General features: G+C 56.2%; 18 protein-coding genes and 1 other RNA gene. 15 read left to right on the forward strand and 4 right to left on the reverse strand.

The window, feature by feature from the left end; translation table 11 throughout:
* Positions 1 to 221: 221 nt before the first annotated feature.
* From tkt to BFG58_RS14190, 7 genes are all read left to right on the forward strand, one after another.
* A complete protein-coding gene (tkt, locus tag BFG58_RS14160) occupies positions 222 to 2,213 on the forward strand; it encodes a transketolase (protein WP_039265485.1) in 1,992 nt (663 codons plus the stop codon).
* 325 nt (positions 2,214 to 2,538) lie between these two features.
* Positions 2,539 to 3,558 (forward strand): erythrose-4-phosphate dehydrogenase, encoded by a 1,020-nt coding sequence (epd, locus tag BFG58_RS14165; RefSeq protein WP_045909922.1) that lies wholly within the window; start codon positions 2,539 to 2,541, stop codon positions 3,556 to 3,558.
* 49 nt (positions 3,559 to 3,607) lie between these two features.
* A complete protein-coding gene (gene pgk, locus BFG58_RS14170) occupies positions 3,608 to 4,771 on the forward strand; it encodes a phosphoglycerate kinase (RefSeq protein ID WP_008499732.1) in 1,164 nt (387 codons plus the stop codon).
* 92 nt (positions 4,772 to 4,863) lie between these two features.
* Positions 4,864 to 5,943, forward strand: coding sequence for a class II fructose-bisphosphate aldolase (fbaA, locus tag BFG58_RS14175; RefSeq protein WP_008499731.1), 1,080 nt, complete (start codon positions 4,864 to 4,866; stop codon positions 5,941 to 5,943).
* A 186-nt stretch (positions 5,944 to 6,129) separates the two neighbouring features.
* Positions 6,130 to 6,984: a small-conductance mechanosensitive channel MscS gene (locus BFG58_RS14180; RefSeq protein WP_069719989.1), complete on the forward strand. Its 855-nt coding sequence runs from the start codon at positions 6,130 to 6,132 to the stop codon at positions 6,982 to 6,984.
* 145 nt (positions 6,985 to 7,129) lie between these two features.
* A complete protein-coding gene (gene argO, locus BFG58_RS14185; RefSeq protein WP_021242063.1) occupies positions 7,130 to 7,765 on the forward strand; it encodes an arginine exporter ArgO in 636 nt (211 codons plus the stop codon).
* A 91-nt stretch (positions 7,766 to 7,856) separates the two neighbouring features.
* Positions 7,857 to 8,588, forward strand: coding sequence for an oxidative stress defense protein (locus BFG58_RS14190; protein ID WP_008499728.1), 732 nt, complete (start codon positions 7,857 to 7,859; stop codon positions 8,586 to 8,588).
* A gap of 43 nt (positions 8,589 to 8,631) precedes the next feature.
* Here BFG58_RS14190 and argP read toward each other — a convergent pair whose 3' ends face one another.
* Entirely contained in the window at positions 8,632 to 9,525 is an 894-nt protein-coding gene (gene argP, locus BFG58_RS14195; RefSeq protein WP_008499727.1) for a DNA-binding transcriptional regulator ArgP, read from the reverse strand.
* A 127-nt stretch (positions 9,526 to 9,652) separates the two neighbouring features.
* Between argP and rpiA the strand changes: the two genes are divergently transcribed.
* Complete coding sequence (rpiA, locus tag BFG58_RS14200) at positions 9,653 to 10,312, forward strand: ribose-5-phosphate isomerase RpiA (protein WP_014885151.1); 660 nt, start codon at positions 9,653 to 9,655, stop codon at positions 10,310 to 10,312.
* A gap of 266 nt (positions 10,313 to 10,578) precedes the next feature.
* Positions 10,579 to 11,811 (forward strand): phosphoglycerate dehydrogenase, encoded by a 1,233-nt coding sequence (gene serA / locus BFG58_RS14205; protein WP_021242062.1) that lies wholly within the window; start codon positions 10,579 to 10,581, stop codon positions 11,809 to 11,811.
* A 154-nt stretch (positions 11,812 to 11,965) separates the two neighbouring features.
* Here the strand turns inward: serA and BFG58_RS14210 are convergent, their stop codons facing one another.
* The 3 genes from BFG58_RS14210 to zapA all read right to left on the reverse strand — a co-directional run bounded on the left by BFG58_RS14210 (position 11,966) and on the right by zapA (position 13,141).
* Entirely contained in the window at positions 11,966 to 12,562 is a 597-nt protein-coding gene (locus BFG58_RS14210) for a 5-formyltetrahydrofolate cyclo-ligase (RefSeq protein WP_063622407.1), read from the reverse strand.
* 24 nt (positions 12,563 to 12,586) lie between these two features.
* A non-coding RNA gene (gene ssrS, locus BFG58_RS14215) (6S RNA) lies at positions 12,587 to 12,770 on the reverse strand.
* Positions 12,771 to 12,811: 41 nt separating this feature from the next.
* Complete coding sequence (gene zapA, locus BFG58_RS14220; protein ID WP_006811891.1) at positions 12,812 to 13,141, reverse strand: cell division protein ZapA; 330 nt, start codon at positions 13,139 to 13,141, stop codon at positions 12,812 to 12,814.
* A gap of 168 nt (positions 13,142 to 13,309) precedes the next feature.
* Between zapA and BFG58_RS14225 the strand changes: the two genes are divergently transcribed.
* The 6 genes from BFG58_RS14225 (at position 13,310) to gcvH (ending at position 19,528) form a co-directional block, all read left to right on the forward strand.
* Entirely contained in the window at positions 13,310 to 13,888 is a 579-nt protein-coding gene (locus BFG58_RS14225; RefSeq protein WP_024906571.1) for a YecA family protein, read from the forward strand.
* 31 nt (positions 13,889 to 13,919) lie between these two features.
* A complete protein-coding gene (pepP, locus tag BFG58_RS14230; RefSeq protein ID WP_086374948.1) occupies positions 13,920 to 15,233 on the forward strand; it encodes a Xaa-Pro aminopeptidase in 1,314 nt (437 codons plus the stop codon).
* Positions 15,230 to 16,408, forward strand: coding sequence for a 2-octaprenyl-6-methoxyphenyl hydroxylase (gene ubiH / locus BFG58_RS14235; protein WP_069719990.1), 1,179 nt, complete (start codon positions 15,230 to 15,232; stop codon positions 16,406 to 16,408). The genes pepP and ubiH overlap by 4 nt, the downstream gene beginning before the upstream one ends.
* A 12-nt stretch (positions 16,409 to 16,420) precedes the next feature.
* Complete coding sequence (gene ubiI / locus BFG58_RS14240; protein WP_048029109.1) at positions 16,421 to 17,623, forward strand: FAD-dependent 2-octaprenylphenol hydroxylase; 1,203 nt, start codon at positions 16,421 to 16,423, stop codon at positions 17,621 to 17,623.
* A 397-nt stretch (positions 17,624 to 18,020) separates the two neighbouring features.
* Positions 18,021 to 19,115, forward strand: a complete 1,095-nt coding sequence (gene gcvT / locus BFG58_RS14245) for a glycine cleavage system aminomethyltransferase GcvT (RefSeq protein ID WP_045910150.1) — start codon at positions 18,021 to 18,023, stop codon at positions 19,113 to 19,115.
* A gap of 23 nt (positions 19,116 to 19,138) precedes the next feature.
* Positions 19,139 to 19,528, forward strand: a complete 390-nt coding sequence (gcvH, locus tag BFG58_RS14250; protein ID WP_008499718.1) for a glycine cleavage system protein GcvH — start codon at positions 19,139 to 19,141, stop codon at positions 19,526 to 19,528.
* Positions 19,529 to 19,545: the final 17 nt, after the last annotated feature.

The following is a 19,545-nucleotide window of genomic DNA, read 5'->3' on the forward strand; positions in this document are numbered from 1 at the left end:
CAGCGAAGCCGGTGTCGGGCTAAGTATAAGGAATATCTACAGGGCCGGGCGAGCAGATTGCGCAACATGCGAGCATGATCCAGAGATTTCTTAAGCTGCAAAAGAATGGTCCATGTACATGGCATGCCGCTTGGGTTACATTGTTGGCACTTTTTTCCGGCGTAGCCCAAAACGCGCTGTCGTCAAGGGCATGGCCTTTAACAGTCCGATCTGGAGTTAAAATGTCCTCACGTAAAGAGCTTGCTAATGCTATTCGTGCGCTGAGCATGGACGCAGTACAGAAAGCCAAATCCGGCCACCCAGGGGCCCCTATGGGTATGGCTGATATCGCCGAAGTCCTGTGGCGCGATTTCCTGAACCACAACCCGCAGAACCCGTCATGGGCTGACCGCGACCGTTTCGTACTGTCTAACGGCCACGGCTCTATGCTGATCTATAGCCTGCTGCACCTCACCGGCTACGATCTGCCTATCGAAGAGCTGAAAAACTTCCGTCAGCTGCACTCCAAAACTCCAGGTCACCCGGAAGTGGGCTACACCGCTGGCGTAGAAACCACCACCGGCCCTCTGGGTCAGGGTATTGCTAACGCTGTGGGTATGGCGATCGCTGAGAAGACCCTGGCGGCGCAGTTCAACCGTCCTGGCCACGACATCGTTGATCACTTCACCTACGCGTTCATGGGCGACGGCTGCATGATGGAAGGCATTTCTCACGAAGTGTGCTCCCTGGCAGGTACCCTGAAGCTGGGTAAACTGGTTGCGTTCTATGACGACAACGGTATCTCCATCGACGGTCACGTTGAAGGCTGGTTCACTGACGACACCGCTAAACGTTTCGAAGCTTACGGCTGGCACGTTGTGCGTGGCGTTGATGGTCACGATGCTGACTCGATTAAACGTGCAGTAGAAGAAGCGCGCGCTGTGACGGACAAACCGTCCCTGCTGATGTGCAAAACCATCATCGGCTTCGGTTCCCCGAACAAAGCGGGTACGCACGACTCCCACGGCGCGCCGCTGGGCGACGCGGAAATTGCACTGACCCGCGAAGCGCTGGGCTGGAAATACCCTGCATTCGAAATCCCATCTGAGATCTATGCTCAGTGGGATGCAAAAGAAGTAGGCCAGGCGAAAGAAGCGGCGTGGAACGAGAAGTTTGCGGCTTACGCGAAAGCCTTCCCACAGGAAGCGGCTGAATTCACCCGTCGTATGAAAGGTGACATGCCGTCTGACTTCGACGCGAAAGCGAACGAGTTCATCGCTAAGCTGCAGGCGAACCCGTCTAAAATTGCGAGCCGTAAAGCGTCTCAGAATGCCATTGAAGCGTTTGGTCCTCTGCTGCCTGAGTTCCTCGGCGGCTCCGCTGACCTGGCGCCATCTAACCTGACCCTGTGGTCCGGTTCTAAGCCAATCAACGAAGACACTGCCGGTAACTACATCCATTACGGTGTACGTGAATTCGGTATGACTGCGATTGCCAACGGTATCTCCCTGCACGGTGGTTTCCTGCCGTACACCTCTACCTTCCTGATGTTCGTTGAATATGCGCGTAACGCCGTGCGTATGGCGGCGCTGATGAAACAGCGTCAGGTGATGGTTTACACCCACGACTCCATCGGTCTGGGCGAAGACGGTCCAACTCACCAGCCGGTAGAGCAGGTGGCTTCCCTGCGCGTGACCCCGAACATGAGCACATGGCGTCCGTGTGACCAGGTTGAATCCGCGGTAGCGTGGAAATACGGCGTTGAGCGTCAGGACGGTCCTACCGCGCTGATCCTCTCCCGTCAGAACCTGGCACAGCAGGAGCGTACGCCAGAGCAGCTGGCGAACATCGCTCGCGGTGGTTACGTGCTGAAAGATTGCGCGGGCCAGCCAGAGCTGATCTTCATCGCTACCGGTTCTGAAGTTGAACTGGCTGTTGCCGCATGGGAAAAACTGACTGCCGAAGGCGTGAAGGCGCGCGTGGTCTCCATGCCGTCTACCGACGCGTTCGACAAGCAGGATGCCGCTTACCGTGAATCCGTACTGCCTAAAGCGGTTTCCGCTCGCGTGGCAGTGGAAGCGGGTATCGCTGACTACTGGTTCAAATACGTGGGCCTGAACGGCGCTATCGTCGGCATGACCACCTTCGGTGAGTCTGCGCCGGCAGAGCAGCTGTTCGAAGAGTTCGGCTTCACCGTTGAGAACGTTGTCGCTAAAGCGAAAGAACTGCTGTAATCGCCGTTTTGCCCGGTGGCGCTACGCTTACCGGGTCTACAAATGGCTCGAAAGTAGGCCGGGTAAGCGCTAGCGCGCCACCCGGCTTTTTTTGCGTCATTATTCCACCGAAAATGTGACGCAAGTCATATAGCTCGCTTATTCATCTGGACAGACATTCCTTTTATTCCCCGATTCGCTTATTCTTGCTGAAGCGTTTCAGTCGATTAAATGTTCGACAATTGACCAATCAATCGCAGTTTGTGACAGCAAGGATTCCCCTTCGGGCGTAGCTGGATTACTCTTTCAGCCACCTCACACTCAGGGATTGCTTTGCAGGAGATCTATGACCGTACGCGTAGCGATTAATGGCTTCGGTCGCATCGGGCGTAATGTGGTTCGTGCTTTGTATGAATCCGGACGTCGGGCGGAAATAACCGTGGTGGCAATCAATGAACTGGCGGATGCTGCGGGCATGGCGCATTTATTGAAGTATGACACCAGCCACGGACGCTTTGCCTGGGATGTGCGTCAGGAAAGAGATCAGCTTTTTGTGGGTGATGACGCGATTCGTGTGCTGCATGAGAATAGCATCTCCGGGCTACCCTGGCGTGAACTGGGTGTGGATGTCGTACTTGACTGTACCGGAGTGTATGGCAATCGCGAACATGGCGAAGCGCATCTGACAGCCGGCGCGAAAAAAGTTCTGTTTTCTCATCCCGGCAGTAACGACCTCGACGCGACCGTCGTGTTTGGCGTCAACCAGCATGAGTTGCAGGCCGAACACCGCATTGTTTCCAACGCCTCCTGTACCACCAACTGCATTATTCCGGTCATCAAACTGTTAGACGATGCGTATGGCATTGAGTCCGGCACCGTGACCACGATTCACTCCGCCATGCACGATCAGCAGGTCATTGACGCTTACCACCCGGATTTACGGCGCACGCGTGCAGCGAGCCAGTCAATCATTCCGGTGGATACGAAACTGGCGGCAGGGATCACCCGAATTTTTCCGCAGTTCAATGACCGTTTTGAAGCGATTGCCGTGCGTGTCCCAACGATCAACGTCACCGCAATCGACCTTAGCGTAACGGTGAAAAAACCGGTAAAAGCCTGTGAAGTCAACCTGTTGCTGCAAAAAGCGGCACAGGGGGCATTTCATGGTATAGTTGACTATACGGAATTACCGTTGGTCTCAGTAGATTTTAACCACGACCCGCACAGCGCCATCGTCGATGGCACGCAAACGAGGGTCAGTGGCGCACACCTTATCAAGACGCTGGTCTGGTGTGATAACGAATGGGGCTTTGCTAACCGAATGCTCGACACCACGTTAGCAATGGCTGCTCAAGGTTTCAGGTAAGACGCATCGTGCGTCTGCAAAACTTTAAGAATCAACGAGAGGATTCACCATGTCTGTAATTAAGATGACCGATCTGGATCTGGCTGGTAAACGCGTTTTCATCCGTGCCGATCTGAACGTACCGGTTAAAGATGGCAAAGTGACCAGCGACGCGCGTATCCGTGCATCTCTGCCAACCATCGAGCTGGCTCTGAAGCAGGGCGCGAAAGTGATGGTCACCTCCCACCTGGGTCGTCCAACTGAAGGCGAGTACAACGAAGAGTTCTCTCTGCTGCCAGTGGTTAATTACCTGAAAGACAAACTGTCCAACCCGGTTCGCCTGGTGAAAGATTACCTGGATGGCGTTGACGTAGCAGCCGGTGAACTGGTTGTTCTGGAAAACGTTCGCTTCAACAAAGGCGAGAAGAAAGACGACGAAACCCTTTCCAAAAAATACGCTGCACTGTGCGACGTGTTCGTGATGGATGCCTTCGGTACGGCGCACCGTGCTCAGGCGTCTACCCACGGTATCGGTAAATTCGCAGACGTTGCGTGTGCCGGTCCTCTGCTGGCTGACGAACTGGAAGCGCTGGGTAAAGCACTGAAAGAACCTGCTCGTCCAATGGTGGCTATCGTTGGTGGTTCTAAAGTTTCTACCAAACTGACCGTTCTGGATTCCCTGTCTAAAATCGCTGACCAGCTGATCGTTGGCGGTGGTATCGCGAACACCTTCGTTGCCGCTCAGGGCCACAACGTGGGTAAATCCCTGTACGAAGCAGACCTGGTTGACGAAGCCAAACGCCTGCTGGGTACCTGTGATATCCCGGTTCCAACTGACGTTCGCGTCGCGACCGAGTTCTCCGAAACCGCAACCGCGACTCTGAAGTCTGTAAACGACATCAAAGACGAAGAGCAGATTCTGGATCTGGGCGACGTTTCTGCACAGAAACTGGCTGAAATCCTCAAAAACGCAAAAACTATCCTGTGGAACGGTCCGGTTGGCGTGTTCGAATTCCCGAACTTCCGCAAAGGGACTGAAATCGTTGCTAACGCTATCGCAGACAGCGAAGCGTTCTCTATCGCAGGCGGTGGTGACACCCTGGCAGCAATCGACCTGTTCGGTATCGCTGACAAGATCTCCTACATCTCCACTGGTGGCGGCGCATTCCTCGAATTCGTGGAAGGCAAAGTACTGCCAGCAGTAGCAATGCTCGAAGAGCGCGCTAAGAAGTAAGCCATTCAAGGGCAGGGAAACCTGCCCAATTTTCAGCGCGCTTTTAAGAGCTCGCACCTTTTCTAACGGCCGAAGATACAGGACTAAGCAACATGTCTAAAATTTTTGATTTCGTAAAACCTGGCGTTATCACTGGTGATGACGTACAGAAAGTGTTCCAGGTAGCTAAAGAAAACAACTTCGCTCTGCCAGCAGTTAACTGCGTGGGTACCGACTCCATCAACGCCGTACTGGAAACCGCTGCAAAAGTTAAAGCACCGGTTATCGTTCAGTTCTCTAACGGCGGCGCTGCGTTCATCGCAGGTAAAGGCGTGAAAACTGACATTCCTCAGGGGGCTGCAATCCTGGGCGCTATCTCTGGTGCGCACCACGTTCACCAGATGGCTGAGCACTACGGTGTTCCAGTTATCCTGCACACTGACCACTGCGCGAAGAAACTGCTGCCGTGGATCGACGGTCTGCTGGACGCGGGTGAAAAACACTTCGCGGCAACCGGTAAGCCACTGTTCTCTTCTCACATGATCGACCTGTCTGAAGAGTCACTGCACGAAAACATCGAAATCTGCTCTAAGTACCTGGCGCGCATGGCCAAAATGGACATGACCCTGGAAATCGAACTGGGTTGCACCGGCGGTGAAGAAGACGGCGTGGACAACAGCCACATGGACGCTTCTGCACTGTACACCCAGCCAGAAGACGTTGATTACGCTTACACCGAGCTGAGCAAAATCAGCCCACGCTTCACCATCGCAGCGTCCTTCGGTAACGTACACGGCGTTTACAAACCAGGCAACGTGGTTCTGACCCCAACCATCCTGCGTGATTCTCAGGAATACGTTTCCAAGAAACACAACCTGCCGCACAACAGCCTGAACTTCGTCTTCCACGGCGGTTCCGGTTCTTCTGCTCAGGAAATCAAAGACTCCGTAAGCTACGGCGTTGTGAAAATGAACATCGATACCGACACCCAGTGGGCAACCTGGGACGGTATCCTGCAGTACTACAAAGCGAACGAAGCTTACCTGCAGGGCCAGCTGGGCAACCCGAAAGGCGAAGACCAGCCGAACAAGAAATACTACGATCCACGCGTATGGCTGCGCGCAGCGCAGACGTCCATGGTGACCCGTCTGGAGCAGGCTTTCAAAGAACTGAACGCGATCGACGTTCTGTAATTTGAGCTGCTAACAGCATCAGAAGGCCCGCAAATGCGGGCCTTTTTTTATGCTTTTTCAATACCCTGCCAGACCTGCTTTTGTGATCTGTTTGGCAAAACCAGTGCTTTTTGTTTACCCTTTACAGACCTGCCTGTCTCCATGGGGGATGGATTTTGTGTTTTGGTTTAACAAAAGGAAGAATAAATGGAACAACTCGATGTTGTAGACAGCATCAATAACGCCGGTAACTGGCTGGTGCGCAACCAGGCCCTGCTGCTGAGCTATGCCGTGAACATCGTCGCGGCGATTGCCATCATCATCGTCGGGATGATCGTGGCGCGTATTGTCTCGAATACGGTTAACCGCGTGATGCTGGCCCGTCACATTGATGCCACGGTGGCTGACTTCCTCTCCGCACTGGTGCGTTACGGCATTATCGCCTTTACGCTGATTGCGGCGCTGGGCCGTGTTGGGGTGCAAACCGCCTCCGTCATCGCCGTTCTCGGTGCCGCCGGTCTGGCTATTGGTCTGGCGCTGCAGGGCTCGCTTTCAAACCTGGCGGCAGGCGTTCTGCTGGTGACCTTCCGTCCGTTCCGCTCCGGCGAGTACGTTGACCTTGGCGGCATTGCCGGAACCGTGCTGCAGGTACAAATTTTCTCAACGACCATGCGCACCGTCGATGGCCGCATCGTGGTCGTGCCGAACGGGAAAATTATCGCGGGCAACATCATCAACTTCTCCCGTGAGCCGGTGCGTCGTAACGAACTGATTATTAGCGTGGCATACGACTCCGATATCGATCAGGTGAAGTCGCTGATTACCAACATCATTGCTTCAGACGACCGTATCCTGAAAGACAAAGAGCAGACGGTTCGCCTGAATGAACTCGGCGCTTCCTCCATTAACTTTGTGGTGCGTATCTGGAGCAAAAGCAGCGATCTGCAAAACGTGTACTGGGACGTGCTGGAACGCATTAAGCGCGACTTCGACGCCAACGGCATCAGCTTCCCGTACCCGCAGATGGACGTAAACGTCAAAACAGTCAAAGAAGCAGAATAACGTCACCCGTAGGCCCGGTAAGCGCTAGCGCCACCGGGCTTTATTTTTATAAGCTCCGCTAATACCCAATTAATATTATCCATTTCCTCTTATGTAATTCGCGCAGTATAGTCGGCTTCCAGAACAACACTGCGAGAAAATCGTCATGCTATCTTATTATTTTCAAGGGCTTGCCTTAGGTGCAGCCATGATCCTTCCCCTCGGCCCGCAAAATGCGTTCGTGATGAATCAGGGCATCCGCCGCCAGTACCATCTGATGATTGCCCTGCTGTGCGCGGTAAGCGATTTACTGCTGATCTGCGCCGGGATTTTTGGCGGCAGCGCGCTGCTGATGCAGTCTCCGTGGCTGCTGGCGCTGGTCACCTGGGGCGGCGTGGCGTTTCTGCTCTGGTACGGATTCGGCGCCCTAAAAACGGCGATGAGCAGCAACCTCGAGCTGGCGAGCGCGGAGGTCATGAAGCAGGGCCGCTGGAAGATTATCGTCACCATGCTGGCAGTGACCTGGCTAAACCCTCATGTCTATCTCGACACCTTCGTCGTGCTGGGCAGCCTGGGCGGTCAACTGGACGTTGAACCGAAACGCTGGTTTGCGCTCGGCACGGTCAGCGCCTCTTTCCTGTGGTTCTTCGGTCTCGCCATTCTGGCGGCATGGCTGGCGCCCCGCCTGCGTACGGCCAAAGCCCAGCGCATCATTAATACCCTGGTCGGCCTGGTGATGTGGTTTATCGCTTTCCAGCTGGCGAAAGAGGGGATTCATCATGTCCAGGAATTGTTCAACTAATCCTTGTCTTATGGACAACTGAACAAGACCCGCTAAGCTTGCTGGCATGCGCCCTGTTAATGGGCACTCTTCGCAACATGGAGGAATGACAGTGAAGTTTAAAGTGATGGCCCTGGCGGCATTAGTAAGTTTCGGTGCGGTGTCGGTGCAGGCAAGCGAATTGCCGGATGGCCCGCACATCGTCACGTCAGGCACCGCAAGCGTGGACGCGGTACCCGATGTTGCAACCCTGGCAATTGAGGTGAATGTGGCGGCGAAAGATGCGGCGACGGCCAAGAAGCAGGCTGACGATCGCGTTGCGCAATACCTCTCTTTCCTCGAGCAGAACGGTGTCGGTAAAAAAGATATCAACTCTGCGAACCTGCGTACTCAACCCGATTACGACTACCAGAATGGCAAAAGCATCCTGAAAGGCTACCGTGCCGTGCGTACCGTTGAAGTGACCGTGCGTCAGCTGGATAAGCTTAACTCGCTGCTGGACGGTGCGCTGAAGGCGGGCCTGAACGAGATCCGTTCCGTGTCGCTGGGCGTTGCGCAACCGGAGAAATACAAAGACGAAGCGCGTAAAGCGGCGATTGATGATGCCATTCACCAGGCGGAACAGCTGGCTTCTGGCTTTAAGAGCAAGCTCGGTCCGGTTTACAGCGTGCGTTACCACGTCTCTAACTACCAACCAAGCCCGATGGTTCGTATGATGAAGGCTGATGCCGCCCCAGTGTCCGCTCAGGAAACTTACGAGCAGCCAACCATTCAGTTCGACGATCAGGTGGATGTGGTGTTCCAGCTGGAACCCGTTGCAGCACAGCCGAAACCGGCTCAGTAATCTGTAGGCCGGGTAAGGCGTAGCCGCCACCCGGCTTTTCTTTTTAATCTTGTCTCAATACTTTATGCCCGTACGCCAGCAGCGCGTCGGTGACGTTGCGCATCATCCGGCTTTCCGGCGCAAAACGGTGCCAGTAGAGCATCCGGCGCTGATACAGCCCTGGCGTCAGGTCAATCAGCTCACCGCTTTTCAACTCTTTCTCAATCTGCAGATGCGGGATCATGCAGCAGGTGGTGCCCTGGCGCGCAAGCTGCACGAAGGCTTCAGACGAGTTAACGATATGGCACGGCACGCTGCCCGGCGGCAGATCGAAGTTTTGCTGCAGGAACGCCTGATGCATATCGTCCAGATGGTCGAAGGCCACGGCAGGGGCTTTCAGCAGCGCAGCGCGGGTGACGCCGTTCGGGAAGTAGCGCTCGGCAAAGGCTTTTGAACCCACAAACAGGTAGTCCAGGGCGCCTAACTGATCGACAAGACAGCTTGGCAGCGCCTGAGGCTGAATACTGACCGCCCCAACCACCTCACCACGACGCAGGCGCTCCTGGGTGCGGGTTTCGTCTTCAACCTGCAAATTCAGGCGGATAGGGGAGTCCGCGAGGACCGGCGCAAGGGCCGGCAGCAGCCAGGTTGCCAGACTGTCGGCGTTGACCGCCAGAGAGAGCAGCAGCGGCGTAGAGCCCGTTTGCTCGTCACCCAGCCACTCGTCTTCCAGCAGTTCAACCTGGCGCAGCAGGGCGAGGAGCTTTTGTCCTTGCTCGGTTGGACGTGGCGGCACGGTACGCACCAGCAGCGGCTGGCCGAACATATTTTCAAGCTGTTTGATACGCTGAGAGACGGCGGACTGCGTGATGCAAAGCTTTTGCGCCGCGCGCTCAAAACCTCGTTCACGAATAACTGCATCAAGTGCCTGTAGTGTTCTGTAGTCCGGACGTTTCATTGCTCTGGCTGGCTCCTTAATTTTGCTTATTCTGCACTATGACACAATTTTCCCTTTGTGGCAGACGAATTCCATTCGACGTGTTCTATAATGCGCCCTGAGTTTTCACACCACAGGCAAAACGATCATGACGCAGGATGAACTGAAAAAAGCAGTAGGATGGGCCGCTCTCCAGTACGTACAGCCGGGTACCATTGTCGGTGTCGGTACGGGATCAACCGCGGCACACTTTATCGATGCGCTGGGCACGATGAAGGGGCAGATCGAGGGCGCGGTTTCCAGCTCTGATGCTTCCACGGAAAAGCTGAAAAGCCTCGGCATTACCGTTTTCGATCTCAACGAAGTGGATCGTCTGGGGATTTACGTTGATGGTGCGGATGAAATCAACGGCCACATGCAGATGATCAAAGGCGGCGGCGCGGCGCTGACGCGTGAAAAAATCATCGCCTCCGTTGCGGACAAGTTTATCTGCATCGCGGACGCGTCCAAGCAGGTGGACATTCTGGGGAATTTCCCGCTGCCGGTTGAAGTGATCCCGATGGCGCGCAGCGCGGTTGCCCGTCAGCTGGTGAAGCTGGGTGGTCGCCCGGAATATCGTCAGGGCGTAGTGACCGACAACGGTAATGTGATCCTCGACGTTCACGGTCTGGAAATTCTCGATGCGATTGCGCTGGAAAATGCCATCAACGCCATTCCTGGCGTCGTGACCGTAGGGCTATTCGCCAACCGTGGCGCGGATGTGGCGCTGATCGGTACCGCTGACGGTGTGAAAACCATCGTAAAATGATCTGACGGGGGGAGTCCTCCCCCCGCTAAAAAATTTTTGATACGCTAAATTCGGTGACTTGTGTCACGTTTTTATGCCTCTTTTGCCGATCCTTCCGCGTTTGTAAATTTCCATAGCATTTTCCTCTGCCATTTTGCGCTGTATGACTTTCCTTCAGCGTGCCGACGCAAACGTTCATATTGCTGCAATAGTTTTTTTTGATATGTTGGCTACAGCGGATTTATATCCAGCACAACATCAGTTCAGACAAAAACAGGGTCGGGTAAATGGCAAAGGTATCACTGGAGAAAGACAAGATTAAATTCCTGCTGGTCGAGGGCGTGCATCAAAAAGCAATCGATAGCCTTCGTGCGGCAGGTTACACCAACATCGAATTTCACAAAGGCGCGCTCGATACCGAAGAGCTGAAAGCGTCCATCCGTGATGCCCACTTCATTGGCCTGCGATCCCGTACTCACCTGACTGAAGATGTGATTGCCGCGGCGGAAAAGCTGGTGGCTATCGGCTGCTTCTGCATCGGTACCAACCAGGTTGACCTGAATGCTGCCGCGAAACGCGGTATTCCTGTCTTTAACGCCCCGTTCTCCAACACCCGTTCCGTGGCGGAGCTGGTGATTGGCGAACTGCTGCTGCTTCTGCGCGGCATTCCGGAGGCTAACGCCAAAGCACACCGCGGCGTCTGGAACAAACTGGCGGCGGGCTCCTACGAAGCCCGTGGAAAAAAACTGGGTATCATCGGCTATGGCCACATCGGTACCCAGCTGGGGATTCTGGCGGAATCTCTTGGTATGCATGTCTATTTTTACGATATCGAAAGCAAGCTGCCGCTGGGCAATGCCACCCAGGTTCAACACCTGTCTGACCTGCTGAACATGAGTGACGTGGTGAGTCTGCACGTGCCGGAAAATGCGTCCACCAAAAACATGATGGGTGCAGAAGAGCTGGCGCTGATGAAGCCGGGCTCACTGCTGATTAACGCCGCGCGTGGCACGGTTGTCGATATCCCTGCGCTGTGCGATGCGCTGAAGCGTAAGCACCTGGCGGGCGCCGCCATCGACGTTTTCCCGACGGAGCCTGCGACCAACAGCGATCCGTTTACCTCTCCGCTGTGTGAGTTCGACAACGTGATCCTGACGCCACACATCGGCGGTTCAACTCAGGAAGCGCAGGAGAATATCGGTCTTGAAGTGGCGGGTAAGCTGAGTAAATACTCCGACAACGGTTCTACGCTTTCTGCGGTGAACTTCCCGGAAGTGTCGCTGCCGCTGCACGGTGGTCGTCGTCTGCTGCACATCCACGAAAACCGTCCAGGCGTGCTGACCGCGATTAACCAGATCTTTGCCGAGCAGGGCGTTAACATTGCCGCGCAGTATCTGCAGACCAACTCGCAGATGGGCTATGTGGTTATTGATATCGAAGCGGATGACGATGTGGCCGAGAAAGCGCTGCTGAGCATGAAGGCCATTCCGGGAACGATTCGCGCGCGTCTGCTGTACTGATGGTGCGGTCTGTGGTGTCGGGTGGCGGCTACGCCTTACCCGACCTACAACGGTCGTGCGGTCTGTGTGTCGGGTGGCGCTTACGCTTACCCGACCTACAATGTTCGAGGATTTATGTAGGCCGGGTAAGGCGTAGCCGCCACCCGGCTTTATTCTACCAGGTCCAGGTTTTACTGGGCGTCACCACCGCCGGTAACGGCACATCCCATTTTTCTACCGGCAACGCCTCCACGCCCTGGCAATCATGCGCGTAGCCCACCGGCTGCAATCCATACTGCTGCCAGTTTTGCAGCGTCCGGTCATAAAAACCACCACCCATTCCCAGGCGCTGTCCCTGCTCATCAAACGCGACCAGCGGCGTAATCAGTACATCCAGCTGTGACAGCGGGAGCACGTCGCGCACGTCGAGTTTCGGTTCGGTGATTTTCAGACGATTCACTACCAGCTCGCTGTGCGGGTGATAGTGTAAAAACAGCAGATTGCCTTCACTGAACGGGTGCAGCACCGGCAGGTATACCTTCTTCCCGGCGCGCCAGAGTTGCTCTATCAGCGGTTGGGTGTCCAGCTCGCCGTCAAAAGACAGAAACAGGGCAACCGTGCGCGCCATCACGACAGGGGGATACGCCATCATACGGGCGGCGGCCTGCTGGGCAAAATGCGCTTGCTGAACGGGGGTTAACGCACGACGGCGTTGACGAATGAGCTGACGAATGTCCTGGCGTGAAGCCGAAACTTCAGGGAATTGAGTCATGGTAGTCGGTAGAAGAAAAGAGAGGGAATCTCCGAGATGCCGCCGCAGGCTGTAACCCTTGAACCCTTGGTTCAAGGTGAATGTGTCGTCATAGTTTTAAGGCTTCTCGGACGGACCGAGCATGCTCACCAACCATGGAGCGCCACATTCTTGTGGTATGAAATATCGGCTCAGGGGACTGGCCCGCTTGCGAACATCTCAGAGAAATTTTGTCTTCACAGTTACTCTACCATAGTCAACTGAGAAGTGTTATTCAAACTTAGGTCCCGGTCTTTCGGGATTGCGACCTTGATCAAGCAATGCTTGTTCTATGGTCTGCTGGAGCATTTTAATGCGCTGCTCCATGCTTGCCGCGTAGTCGCGGGTCTTCGCTTTTTCCTGAGTCAGTTCATAGCTGATGTTCAACGCGGCGATGAAAACCAGCTGCTCAGTATTTGTGACTCTAGTGCGTTCTTTTAGATCTTGCAACCGCTGATTCAAATCGTCCGCAGCCTGATTCAAAGCATCCCTTTGTTCAGGCGGACAATTCACTCGCAGTGAACGGCCAAAAATCTGGAGATCGACGGGTTGTGCAGACATGCCACCTTCCTGCTGATTGACTGCGCTGCCTTCGCCTGATGCCCCGGGGGCTGCGAAGGGGCGACACTATAGCTACCCTGATGTGAAGATACAAGCCCTTTTCTGGTATCACCAGGGTCCAAAGTGGTAGCATATCATGAAACTTCCCCCCAATGATGACGAATGCGCATGTCTATACAGAACGAAATGCCTGGTTACAAGGATTTAAACCAGTTACTGAACCAGCAGGGAGTCGGTTTAACCCCTGCCGAAATGCACGGTCTGATCAGTGGCATGCTGTGCGGCGGAAACAGCGACAGCTCATGGCAGCCGCTGATCCACGACCTCACGAATGAAGGGCTGGCGTTTGGTCACGAGCTGGCGGAAGCGCTGCGTAAAATGCATGCCGCCATCAGTGATTCGCTGGAAGACGATGGCTTCCTTTTTCAGCTTTATCTGCCTGAAGGCGACGACGTCAGCGTGTTCGATCGCGCCGATGCACTGGCGGGGTGGGTAAATCACTATCTGCTGGGTCTGGGCGTCACGCAGCCTAAACTGGATAAAGTCACCGGCGAAGCGGGTGAAGCGATCGACGATCTGCGCAACATCGCCCAGCTTGGCTACGATGAAGACGAAGACCAGGAAGAGCTGGAAATGTCTCTCGAAGAGATCATCGAGTACGTGCGCGTGGCGGCACTGCTGTGCCACGACAACTTTACGCGCTCACAGCCGACTGCGCCGGAAGTCCGCAAGCCAACCTTACATTAAGAAAAATAACGCACAGGAGGGTGTCATGGTTATCTCGAGTCAAGAGTATTCGCGCCGCCGTCAGGCGCTGCTGGCAAAAATGCAGCCGGGCAGCGCCGCGCTGATTTTTGCCGCGCCTGAAGTGACGCGCAGCGCCGACAGCGAATATCCCTATCGCCAGAGCAGCGACTTCTGGTACTTCACCGGCTTTAACGAGCCGGAAGCGGTACTGGTGTTGATTAAGAGCGATGACACCCACAACCACAGCGTGATTTTCAACCGCGTGCGCGATCTGACGGCCGAAATCTGGTTTGGTCGCCGCTTAGGGCAAGAGGCCGCACCGGAAAAGCTGGGCGTCGACCGTGCGCTGGCGTTTAGCGAAATCAACCAGCAGCTCTACCAGCTGCTTAACGGCCTCGACGTGCTCTATCACGCGCAGGGCGAATATGCTTACGCCGATGAGATTGTCTTCACCGCGCTGGATAAGCTGCGAAAAGGCTCGCGGCAGAACCTGTCCGCACCGGCCACGCTGACGGACTGGCGTCCGGTGGTGCATGAGATGCGCCTGTTCAAGTCTGAAGAAGAGCTGAACGTGATGCGCCGCGCGGGCGAAATCAGCGCGCTGGCGCATACCCGCGCGATGGAGAAATGCCGTCCCGGGATGTTCGAATACCAGCTGGAAGGCGAAATTCACCACGAATTTAACCGCCACGGCGCGCGCTATCCCTCCTACAACACCATTGTTGGCGGCGGGGAAAACGGCTGTATTCTGCACTACACCGAAAACGAAAGCGCGCTGCGCGACGGCGATCTGGTGCTGATTGACGCCGGTTGCGAATATCAGGGCTATGCGGGGGACATCACCCGGACCTTCCCGGTGAACGGTAAATTCTCGCCGGCACAGCGCGCGATTTACGACATTGTTCTCGAATCCCTTGAGACGGCGCTCAGGCTGTATCGTCCGGGTACCTCCATCCAGGAAGTGACCGGTGAAGTGGTGCGCATCATGATTACCGGTCTGGTCAGGCTCGGTATCCTGAAAGGGGACGTAGATACCCTGATTGCTGAAAATGCGCATCGACCGTACTTTATGCACGGCCTGAGCCACTGGCTGGGGCTGGACGTGCATGACGTTGGCGCCTACGGCACCGACCGTTCGCGCGTGCTGGAGCCGGGCATGGTGTTAACCGTGGAGCCGGGTCTCTATATCGCGCCGGATGCCGACGTACCTGAAGCGTACCGCGGGATTGGTATTCGTATTGAAGATGACATCGTGATTACCGAGACCGGTAACGAAAACCTGACCGCCAGCGTCGTGAAAAACGCTGACGATATCGAGGCGCTGATGGCAGCGGCGCGCGCATGAGCGTGATTATCGTTGGCGGCGGCATGACCGGGGCCACGCTGGCGCTGGCCATTTCGCATTTGACGCAGGGGCAGCTTCCGGTGCACCTGGTGGAAGCCGTTGCGCCAGAGGCGTCCAACCACCCCGGGTTTGATGCCCGCGCCATCGCGCTGGCGCAGGGCACCTGCCAGCAGCTTTCGCGCATTGGGATCTGGCAGGCCATTGCCGACCGTGCCACGGCGATCGGGACGGTTCACGTCAGCGATCGCGGCCATGCGGGCTTTGTCACGCTGGACGCGCAGGATTACCGGATTGATGCCCTGGGTCAGGTTGTTGAGCTACACGACGTCGGATTGCGTCTGTTCCGCCTGCTCCATGACGCGCCGGGCGTCACGCTGCATTGCCCCGCGCGCGTGGCCAGCGTGAGCCGAAGTGAAGCGTCGGTCAGCGTGACGCTGGAAAACGGCTCTGTTCTTGAAGGCCAGCTTCTGGTCGCTGCGGACGGTTCGCGCTCGTCGCTCGGCACCCAGTGCGGCGTGGAGTGGCGCCAGCAGCCTTACGGCCAGGTGGCGGTCATTGCGAACGTCGCTACCGCAGCTGACCACAACGGCAGGGCGTTTGAGCGCTTTACGCAGCATGGCCCACTGGCGATGCTGCCGATGTCGGACGGGCGCTGTTCCCTGGTCTGGTGCCATCCGCAGGATAAGGCTGAAGAGGTGAAGGCCTGGTCCGACGAACGTTTTTGTACCGAGCTGCAGAAAGCCTTTGGCTGGCGGCTGGGGCGTATTACCCATGCCGGCAAGCGGACGGTCTATCCGCTTTCGCTGACCACGGCATCTCAGTCCATCTCCCATCGTCTGGCGCTTGTCGGTAACGCTGCACAGACGCTGCACCCCATCGCGGGGCAAGGCTTTAACCTTGGCTTACGCGACGTCATGAGCCTGGCCGAATCACTGGCGCAGGCATGGGGCGAGCAAAAAGACTGCGGGGCGTATTCGGTGCTGAGTCATTACCAGAAGCGCCGTCAGGCGGATAAAGAGGCCACCATCGGTGTGACTGATGGCCTGGTCCATCTTTTTGCCAATCGCTGGGCACCGCTGGTTGCGGGTCGCAATCTCGGGCTGATGGCGATGGAACTATTCATTCCGGCACGTGACGTGCTGGCGCAGCGGACCCTGGGTTGGGTCGCGCGTTAAGGAGTTATCACCGTGCAAAATGTTGATGTCGCCATCGTTGGCGGCGGAATGGTCGGACTGGCATTGGCCTGTGGATTACAGGGCAGCGGCCTGCGCGTGGCTGTACTGGAGCAAAAACAGCCCCAGCCCGTTGCCCCGGATGCGCCGCCGGAACTCCGCGTCTCGGCCATTAATGCGGCCAGCGAAAAGCTGCTGACGCACCTTGGCGTCTGGTCAGATATTGTGGCGAACCGCGCCAGTTGCTATCACGGCATGGAGGTGTGGGATAAGGACAGCTTTGGTCATATTGCTTTTGATGATGAAAGCATGGGCTATAGCCATCTGGGCCACATCGTTGAAAACGCGGTGATCCACCACGCGCTGTGGCAGAAAGCACAGCAGTGCAGCGACGTGACGCTGATTGCGCCTGCGCAGATCCAGCAGGTGGCGTGGGGCGAAAACGAGGCGTTTATCACCCTGCAGAGCGGCGACATGCTGACCGCGCGCCTGGTGGTCGGTGCTGACGGTGCCAACTCCTGGCTGCGTAATAAAGCCGATATCCCGCTGACCTTCTGGGACTATCGTCATCACGCTCTGGTCGCGACGATCCGCACCGAAGAGCCGCACGGCGGCGTGGCGCGCCAGATTTTCCACAACGACGGCATACTGGCGTTCCTGCCGCTTGCCGATCCGCACCTGTGCTCGATTGTCTGGTCCCTGGTGCCGGACAAAGCCCGGCAGATGCATGAGGCGACGCCGGAGGCCTTTAACCAGGCGCTGTGCGTGGCCTTTGATAACCGCCTTGGCCTGTGCACGCTTGAAAGCGAGCGTCAAGTGTTCCCGTTAACCGGCCGCTACGCGCGTCAGTTTGCGGCGCACCGTCTGGCGCTGGTGGGGGATGCGGCACATACCATTCATCCGCTGGCCGGGCAGGGCGTTAACCTTGGCTTTATGGACGCGGCGGAGCTGGTCGAGGAGCTGCGTCGCCTGCATCGCGAAGGAAAAGACATCGGCCAGCATCTCTATCTGCGTCGCTACGAGCGCAGCCGCAAGCACAGTGCGGCGATGATGCTGGCGGGCATGCAGGGCTTCCGCGAGCTGTTTGCCGGGGCAAATCCGGCGAAAAAACTGCTGCGCGATATCGGTCTTAAACTGGCCGATACGCTTCCTGGCGTCAAACCTCAACTTCTCCGTCAGGCGATGGGTCTTAACGATCTCCCTGACTGGCTGCGCTAACTTAGATCCCCGTCACACTTTATTTTCCCGGCCTCTGCGCCGGGGAAATTCCCTCGTTTGAAATATTCTAATTTCACGTCATTTTTCGCATTAGATAATCTAATGTCGCATTTTTCTCGTTACGGAAATTCGGCCCGATTTTCCGCACGAAATATCACCATGTGCTAAATCCTGTTAGATCATTGTTAATTTTGTGCGGGGTTAATCGCATTTTTCCAGTGAATAACTCTGTAGGCTTTTTAGCGATTTTTGGTCATAAGCTAATGTGATGACCCATTTTGCCTTATGGTTAACCGCCGGTTTCGGTGGTAAGTTCAGGTAAAAGAGAACGTTTGCGTCGGTGCCCGAACGCGGGGCCGATACCGGGTTTCACGGTGAATTTTTCAACGAGGACAAGATGGCTCAACAGACTCCTTTGTACGAACAACACGTGTTATGCGGCGCCCGCATGGTGGACTTCCATGGCTGGATGATGCCGCTGCACTACGGCTCGCAGATTGATGAGCACCACGCGGTGCGCACCGATGCCGGTATGTTCGACGTGTCCCATATGACAATTGTCGATCTGCGCGGTAGCCGCACCCGGGAGTTTTTGCGTTATCTGCTGGCAAACGACGTCGCCAAACTGAAGACGCCGGGTAAAGCGCTCTATACCGGCATGCTGAATGCCTCGGGCGGCGTGATTGATGACCTTATCGTCTATTACTTCACTGAAGATTTCTTCCGCCTCGTTGTAAACTCCGCCACCCGCGAAAAAGACCTCTCCTGGATCACCCAACACGCCGAACCTTATGCCATCGACATCACCGTCCGTGACGATCTGTCGCTGATCGCCGTGCAGGGACCGAACGCGCAGGCGAAAGCCGCCTCTCTGTTTAACGACGAGCAGCGCAACGCCACCGCTGGCATGAAGCCGTTCTTTGGCGTGCAGGCGGGCGATCTGTTTATTGCCACCACCGGCTACACCGGTGAAGCGGGCTACGAAATTGCGATGCCAAACGAGAAGGCCGCTGATTTCTGGCGTGCGCTGGTGGAAGCGGGCGTGAAGCCTGCGGGTCTGGGCGCGCGCGATACGCTGCGTCTGGAAGCAGGCATGAACCTCTACGGTCAGGAGATGGATGAAGGTGTCTCTCCGCTGGCCGCCAACATGGGCTGGACCATCGCGTGGGAACCGGCTGACCGTGACTTTATTGGCCGTGAAGCGCTGGAGATGCAGCGCGAGAAGGGCACTGAACAACTGGTGGGCCTGGTGATGACCGAGAAGGGCGTGCTGCGCGGCGAACTGCCGGTGCGCTTTACCGATGCTGACGGCAATCCTCGCGAAGGCGTGATCACCAGCGGAACCTTCTCACCGACGCTGGGCTACAGTATTGCACTGGCACGCGTGCCGGCGGGGATTGGCGAAACGGCGGTGGTGCAAATCCGCAACCGCGAAATGCCGGTCAACGTGACCAAACCGATTTTTGTTCGCGCCGGTAAGCCGGTCGCCTAATCATTTTTATCAGGAGAACTTCAATGAGCAATGTGCCAGCAGAACTGAAATACAGCAAAGAACACGAGTGGCTGCGCAAAGAGGCGGACGGCACTTACACCGTAGGGATCACCGAGCACGCGCAAGAGCTGCTGGGCGACATGGTGTTTGTTGACCTGCCTGACGTGGGCACGACCGTGAGCGCGGGCGACGACTGCGCCGTGGCGGAGTCCGTAAAAGCAGCATCCGATATCTACGCGCCGGTAAGCGGTGAAATTGTTGCCGTCAACGACGCGCTGAGCGATTCGCCAGAACTGGTCAACAGCGAGCCTTATGAAGGCGGCTGGATCTTCAAGATCAAAGCCAGCGACGAATCCCAGGTTGCCGCGCTGCTGGATGCGACCGCATACGAAGCACTACTGGAAGACGAATAACGTTGTGCCGGATGGCG

The sequence above is a fragment of the Enterobacter sp. ku-bf2 genome, from assembly GCF_001742765.1.
GTDB classification, from domain to species: Bacteria; Pseudomonadota; Gammaproteobacteria; order Enterobacterales; family Enterobacteriaceae; genus Enterobacter; species Enterobacter quasiroggenkampii.

What these genes read in the sequence shown, in the direction of transcription:
- tkt (WP_039265485.1), top strand. Translation starts at nt 222, where the DNA reads ATGTCCTCACGTAAAGAGCTTGCTAATGCTATTCGTGCGCTGAGCATG.
- epd (WP_045909922.1), top strand. Translation starts at nt 2,539, where the DNA reads ATGACCGTACGCGTAGCGATTAATGGCTTCGGTCGCATCGGGCGTAAT.
- pgk (WP_008499732.1), top strand. Translation starts at nt 3,608, where the DNA reads ATGTCTGTAATTAAGATGACCGATCTGGATCTGGCTGGTAAACGCGTT.
- fbaA (WP_008499731.1), top strand. Translation starts at nt 4,864, where the DNA reads ATGTCTAAAATTTTTGATTTCGTAAAACCTGGCGTTATCACTGGTGAT.
- BFG58_RS14180 (WP_069719989.1), top strand. Translation starts at nt 6,130, where the DNA reads ATGGAACAACTCGATGTTGTAGACAGCATCAATAACGCCGGTAACTGG.
- argO (WP_021242063.1), top strand. Translation starts at nt 7,130, where the DNA reads ATGCTATCTTATTATTTTCAAGGGCTTGCCTTAGGTGCAGCCATGATC.
- argP (WP_008499727.1), bottom strand. Translation starts at nt 9,525, where the DNA reads ATGAAACGTCCGGACTACAGAACACTACAGGCACTTGATGCAGTTATT.
- rpiA (WP_014885151.1), top strand. Translation starts at nt 9,653, where the DNA reads ATGACGCAGGATGAACTGAAAAAAGCAGTAGGATGGGCCGCTCTCCAG.
- serA (WP_021242062.1), top strand. Translation starts at nt 10,579, where the DNA reads ATGGCAAAGGTATCACTGGAGAAAGACAAGATTAAATTCCTGCTGGTC.
- BFG58_RS14210 (WP_063622407.1), bottom strand. Translation starts at nt 12,562, where the DNA reads ATGACTCAATTCCCTGAAGTTTCGGCTTCACGCCAGGACATTCGTCAG.
- zapA (WP_006811891.1), bottom strand. Translation starts at nt 13,141, where the DNA reads ATGTCTGCACAACCCGTCGATCTCCAGATTTTTGGCCGTTCACTGCGA.
- BFG58_RS14225 (WP_024906571.1), top strand. Translation starts at nt 13,310, where the DNA reads ATGTCTATACAGAACGAAATGCCTGGTTACAAGGATTTAAACCAGTTA.
- ubiH (WP_069719990.1), top strand. Translation starts at nt 15,230, where the DNA reads ATGAGCGTGATTATCGTTGGCGGCGGCATGACCGGGGCCACGCTGGCG.
- gcvT (WP_045910150.1), top strand. Translation starts at nt 18,021, where the DNA reads ATGGCTCAACAGACTCCTTTGTACGAACAACACGTGTTATGCGGCGCC.
- gcvH (WP_008499718.1), top strand. Translation starts at nt 19,139, where the DNA reads ATGAGCAATGTGCCAGCAGAACTGAAATACAGCAAAGAACACGAGTGG.